Source organism: Halobacillus sp. (assembly GCF_049282395.1).
Taxonomy (GTDB): domain Bacteria; phylum Bacillota; class Bacilli; order Bacillales; family Halobacillaceae; genus Halobacillus.
This window is the reverse complement of the sequence record NZ_JBAPTY010000265.1, coordinates 1-5104: the sequence shown is the minus strand read 5'-3', so window position 1 is coordinate 5104 and position 5104 is coordinate 1. Positions and strand designations below refer to the sequence as shown.

4 protein-coding genes and 1 pseudogene are annotated in these 5104 nt (G+C 43.8%); all 5 read right to left on the bottom strand.

From position 1 onward, the window contains the following. Nucleotides 1–909 (bottom strand): LacI family DNA-binding transcriptional regulator (locus WAM07_RS11225; protein ID WP_422166899.1); only part of this gene is annotated, 909 nt, incomplete at its 3' end. A gap of 129 nt (nucleotides 910–1038) precedes the next feature. Further along, nucleotides 1039–2454 carry a protoporphyrinogen oxidase gene (hemY, locus tag WAM07_RS11220; RefSeq protein WP_422166898.1) on the bottom strand — a complete coding sequence of 472 codons (1416 nt, stop codon included), beginning with the start codon at nucleotides 2452–2454 and terminating at the stop codon, nucleotides 1039–1041. 2 nt (nucleotides 2455–2456) lie between these two features. Continuing rightward, nucleotides 2457–3392: a ferrochelatase gene (gene hemH, locus WAM07_RS11215; protein ID WP_422166897.1), complete on the bottom strand. Its 936-nt coding sequence runs from the start codon at nucleotides 3390–3392 to the stop codon at nucleotides 2457–2459. Between the two features lie 12 nt (nucleotides 3393–3404). Beyond that, complete coding sequence (gene hemE / locus WAM07_RS11210; protein WP_422166896.1) at nucleotides 3405–4442, bottom strand: uroporphyrinogen decarboxylase; 1038 nt, start codon at nucleotides 4440–4442, stop codon at nucleotides 3405–3407. Between the two features lie 111 nt (nucleotides 4443–4553). Beyond that, nucleotides 4554–5104: pseudogene (locus WAM07_RS11205) on the bottom strand (penicillin-binding protein); the annotation flags it as partial.

The window sequence follows — 5104 nt, the reverse complement described above, 5'->3', positions numbered from 1 at the left end:
CAGTAAGACTTCCACAGTTTTATCAGCTAACTTCTTTACAGGCTGCTCAATTGTTGTGATGGAAGGTACCATAAGAAGGGAGAGCATCTGATTGTCAAAGCCGACCACCGAGAGGTCTTCGGGAATCTTCCAATCAGAATGGGCAGCTTCATAGATAATCCCGGCAGCCACTTCATCGGAACCTGTAAATACTCCGTCAATATGAGGCATTTCTTTTTTAATATAGGTGAACAAATGCCTCCCGTCTCCCACATCCATCGGCCCCTGGATCACTTGATCCTCCGATGAAGAAAGACCATGGTCCAGCAAAGCTTGTTCAAATCCACGTTTTCTTTCTAATGTTAAGTGACCTTCCTGACCGCCATGAACAAAAGCCAAGTGTTTACACCCCTGTTCAATTAAATGCTGCACCGCTTCATAAGCCGCCTGCCTATGGTCCATATGAATCATCGGTACCGGTTTATTTTCCATATATTCATTACATAACACTATTGGGCCATTTTCCAGATAAGGATGGATCAGCTCCCAATCATTTACTAAAGAAGTCATAATAATACCATCCACTTGCTTTGTCTTTAACAACTGCAGGTAATCGAGTTCTTTCTTCTTAGAATCATGGGTTTGACACACAATCACTTGATAGCCTGCTTTAGAAGCTTTCTGCTCCATGGATTCTATTAAATTTCCGAAAAAAGGATTCGTTATACGCGGCAGCAATACAGCAATCGTTTCGGTGCGCTGGCTGCGCAGGCGCCGTGCGGAAGAGTTAGGAACATATCCCAATTCGTCCATAGCATGAAGGATGCGCTGTTTTTTCTCATCTGTTACATAGGGCTGGTCATTAATGACTCTGGATACCGTCGTTCTGGATAAGCCAGCCAGCTTTGCTACATCTTCTATCGTAGCCATTTGATCTCCCCCTGATGATGTTTACAATAACTTGAAAACGTTTCCAATTTAAATCATACTAATCCTTCCGTTTTCTTGCAAGCCCTTTCATAATTTAAGAGAAAAAACTGCCGCCCGTGGGCAGCAGTTTTAAATACGATTATCTTTAATAGAGCTAAGCACCTTTTCTACCGCTGCTTCTCCTTGATCGATACAATCAGGAAGACCAATTCCACGGTAGGAACCTCCTGCTAAACAAATACCAGGCAGCTGCTGTTCCATTTGTTCTGTGATCTCTCTTAAGCGGTCTTTATGTCCTACCTGATATTGAGGCATAGCGTCATACCAGCGGGTCACAATAGAAAAGTCAGGCTTATCGGTAATATTCATCGTTTTATTTAAATCGTTCAAGGCGATCTCAACAATATCTTCATCCGGCAGGTTCACCACGTCCTGGTCATCTGGTTTTCCTACATAGCAACGAAGCATGACTTTTCCAGCCGGGGTCGAATGAGGCCATTTTTTATGCGTCCACGTGCAGGCCGTAATTCTGAAGCTGCTGTTCCGTGACACCACAAACCCTGTACCGTCAATATCTTTTTTGATCGCTGACGCATCAAATGCCATAGCGACATTAGCTACAGAGGTCGCATTGACTTCTTTAAAAGGATCCATAAAATCGAATTGAGAAAGCATACGCTGCGCCTGAAAATGAGGAACAGCCAGTATGACAGCATCCGCCTCTTCTACGGTTCCATCACTTAACAGCACGTGATAACCTTGAGGCTTTCTCTCAATATGATCGACTTTTGTATTCTTCCTTACAGAGCCGGGGTCAAGTTTATCTTCCACAGCATCTACCAGGGATTCAAGGCCATGTTCGAGTGTCCGGAACATGCTTGGTTTCTTTTCCCCTTTTTTGGGTTTACTGATGGAACGCGTTTTGCGTAACCCTTTAATTAAGCTCCCATATTCCTGCTCTAAGCGGTAAAAATCAGGGAAGGTTGCTTCAAGACTCAGCTTATCAATGTCTCCTGCATAAATGCCGGAGAGTAGCGGTTCGATTAAATTCTCCACCACTTGACTGCCAAGCCGCCTGCGGAAAAAGAGACCTAACCCCTGATCGCCTTCCACCTGTTTCTTAGGCTTTATTAAATCTAAGGACGCTCTTAATTTTCCAGCTGGGGTAAAAAGGCCGGAAAATAAGAAAGGCCGAATACGAGTCGGGATTCCCATAAAAGAACCACTTGGCATTTTATGAAGTTTACCATTAACCAGAATGTAAGACTGCCCCGTACCGTTTGGCACAAGCTGATCGCCAAGACCGACTTCTTCGGCCAGTCTTGCAGCACTTTCTTTACGAGCAAGAAAAGAATCAGGGCCTCGTTCAATCGTAAAACCATCTCTCTTTTCTGTCTTAATTTTTCCTCCTAATTGATCACTTGATTCGATCAATTGAACATCAAGAGGTAAGTTCTTCTGCTTTTGTTCTTTTTGAAGATAATAAGCTGCTGTTAATCCTGAAATGCCTCCGCCAACAACAAGTACTCGTTTTTGCTCTTTCATACTTATCGCTGCTCTTCTGCTTTTTCAAGTACGACACCAGCAAGCGTATGAATAAACTTATCGTTGGTGTTAGGCATTTCTGGACGGTAGTAATCTGCTCCTACCTCATCACAAACTACCTTACACTCGTAATCATTATCATAAAGAACTTCCAGGTGATCGGATACAAAGCCTACGGGAGCATAAATAAAGGACGTGTATCCTTTATCATGATACAGATCCCTGGTCAGATCCTGCACATCCGGTCCGATCCAAGGATCCGGTGTATTGCCTTCACTTTGCCAGCCGATTTCGTATTGAGTAATTCCAGTCGCTTCACTAATCATCTCAGCGGTTTTTTTCAGCTGATCCGGATAAGGATCACCGCCTTCTAGAATTTTCATTGGAAGACTGTGAGCCGATACGATTAGGCACGTATTTTCCTTCTCTTCTTCTGCAATTTTGGAATACTCTGCGAGGATTTTTTCTTTCCAGAAGTCGATGAATCCTGGAGCATCATACCAGCTTTCTACGGAACGGATGGTGATGCCATGCTTCTCAGCTTCCTCTTGAGCCCTTCCGTTATAAGATTTCACGCTGAAGGTGGAATAATGAGGAGCAAGTACAATGGACACGGCTTCTTCAATTCCGTCTTCTTTCATCTGTTGAACTGCATCTTCTACAAAAGGTTCGATGTGTTTAAGCCCGATGTATAGTTTGAATTCAATTTCATCCTGATTTTCATTCAAGTCATTCTTAAGAGCTTCCGCCTGGTTGTCCGTAATTCTTGCTAAAGGAGAAATACCTCCAATGGCGTCATAACGGTCTCTAAGATCCTGAAGCATTTCATCCGTAGGCTTGCGTCCGCGCCGGATGTGTGTGTAATATCGCTCTAAATCTTCTTCTTTGTATGGCGTACCATAAGCCATTACTAGCAGTCCCATTTGTTTTTTACCCATGACCGTCACCTCTTACTTAGATTTTGAATACTCATGGACCAGATTGGTCAATCGTTTCAATGTTTCCGGTTTGATATCAGGTGTGACGCCGTGTCCGAGATTAAATATGTGAGCCGGATGCTCGCGCCCTTCATCTATAATACGCTTCGTCCGCTCTTCAATCACGTCCCAATCGGCCAGCAATAGAGATGGATCCAGATTTCCCTGCAATGGCTTCGTAATGCCATTATTTCTAGCTTCGGTAATGGACATTCTCCAATCAAGTCCCATCACATCTACTGGAAGGTCATTCCATTCAAGAGCAAGATGGCGGGCACCTACACCGAATAAAATAAGCGGTACACCCTCGGAACGTAATTCGCTGAAGATTCTTTCCATAACTGGTTTAATATACGTTCGATAGTCCTCTACATTTAAAGCACCGACCCACGAATCAAAGATCTGAATAGCTTTTGCGCCTGCTTTCACTTGGGCACGGACATAAGTGATCACCATATCAGCCAATTTATCCATTAAAGCAAACCATGTCATGGGTTCGCTGTACATTAAGGATTTGGTCTTATTATAGTTCTTGGAAGGCCCACCTTCCACCATATAACTCGCCAGTGTAAAAGGTGCACCGCTGAAGCCAATTAAAGGAACCGTCAGCTGCTCTTGTGTGAGAAGTCTAATCGTATCCAGAACGTAAGGAACATCGGATTCAGGATCAATAGTTCCCAGGTTTTCCACATCGGTTTTGGAGCGGATTGGATTGTGAATTACCGGTCCGATTCCTTTCTTAATCTCTACGTCCACACCCAGTGCAGGGAGAGGAGACATAATATCTTTATAAAGAATAGCGGCATCGACTCCATACTGTTCCACGGGAAGGCGGGTCACATAAGCGCAAAGTTCCGGCTCGTGTGTAATTTCAAATAACGAATATTTCTCTTTTAATTTACGATATTCAGGCTGGGATCTTCCCGCCTGGCGCATAAACCAAACCGGTGTATGCTCCGTCTTTTCTCCCTGAAAAGCCCTTAAGATCGTATCGTTTTCTATTTTATTCATAATCACCTAGCTCCTTTATCCACGTTCATCGTTCATCCGCTTTCCACTATAACGATATATCCTTCGTCTGTATAGAATAATGAACTAATTTTCACGAGATTGTGCGTTTTTTCACAGGTCCCAATTCAGGGTTACTTTATTGGACGGTTCTCCTTCTTTTCCGGTCAACGGATCAAAAGGAACGATGTAATATGTGGTCTGATCAAATATTCCAAAGGCATTGACTTTAAACTCGCCTTTTCCAGTTACTTCCCCTACTTTTACATCTTCTCCTTCTTCTTCTCTGTAAATACGGTAAACCATACGATCATCGTCCGCAGGTGTCCAGCTTATGGTTCCGCGGAACCTGGCGAGCCCAGATAAGCTTAAAGATCCTGATGCGTCCTCTATATCAGGCATTTCAATCGGTTCAGGCAACTCTTCTACGCCCTTAGGACGTTCAAAACTTTCCTTTAAGTTCTTCTGCTCGTCGATTTGAGATAATATTTCCTTCATAAGTCTGGTAGGATAGCTGCTACCACCCATTAAGCGGAATTTCTCACCGGATTGGTCATAGCCCATCCACAACGTTCCAACATATTCTGGGGTATACCCGGCGAACCAAACATCCTTGTTATCACCGGCCGGGTGCTGCTGGGTTCCTGTTTTTCCTGCCAAGGCCT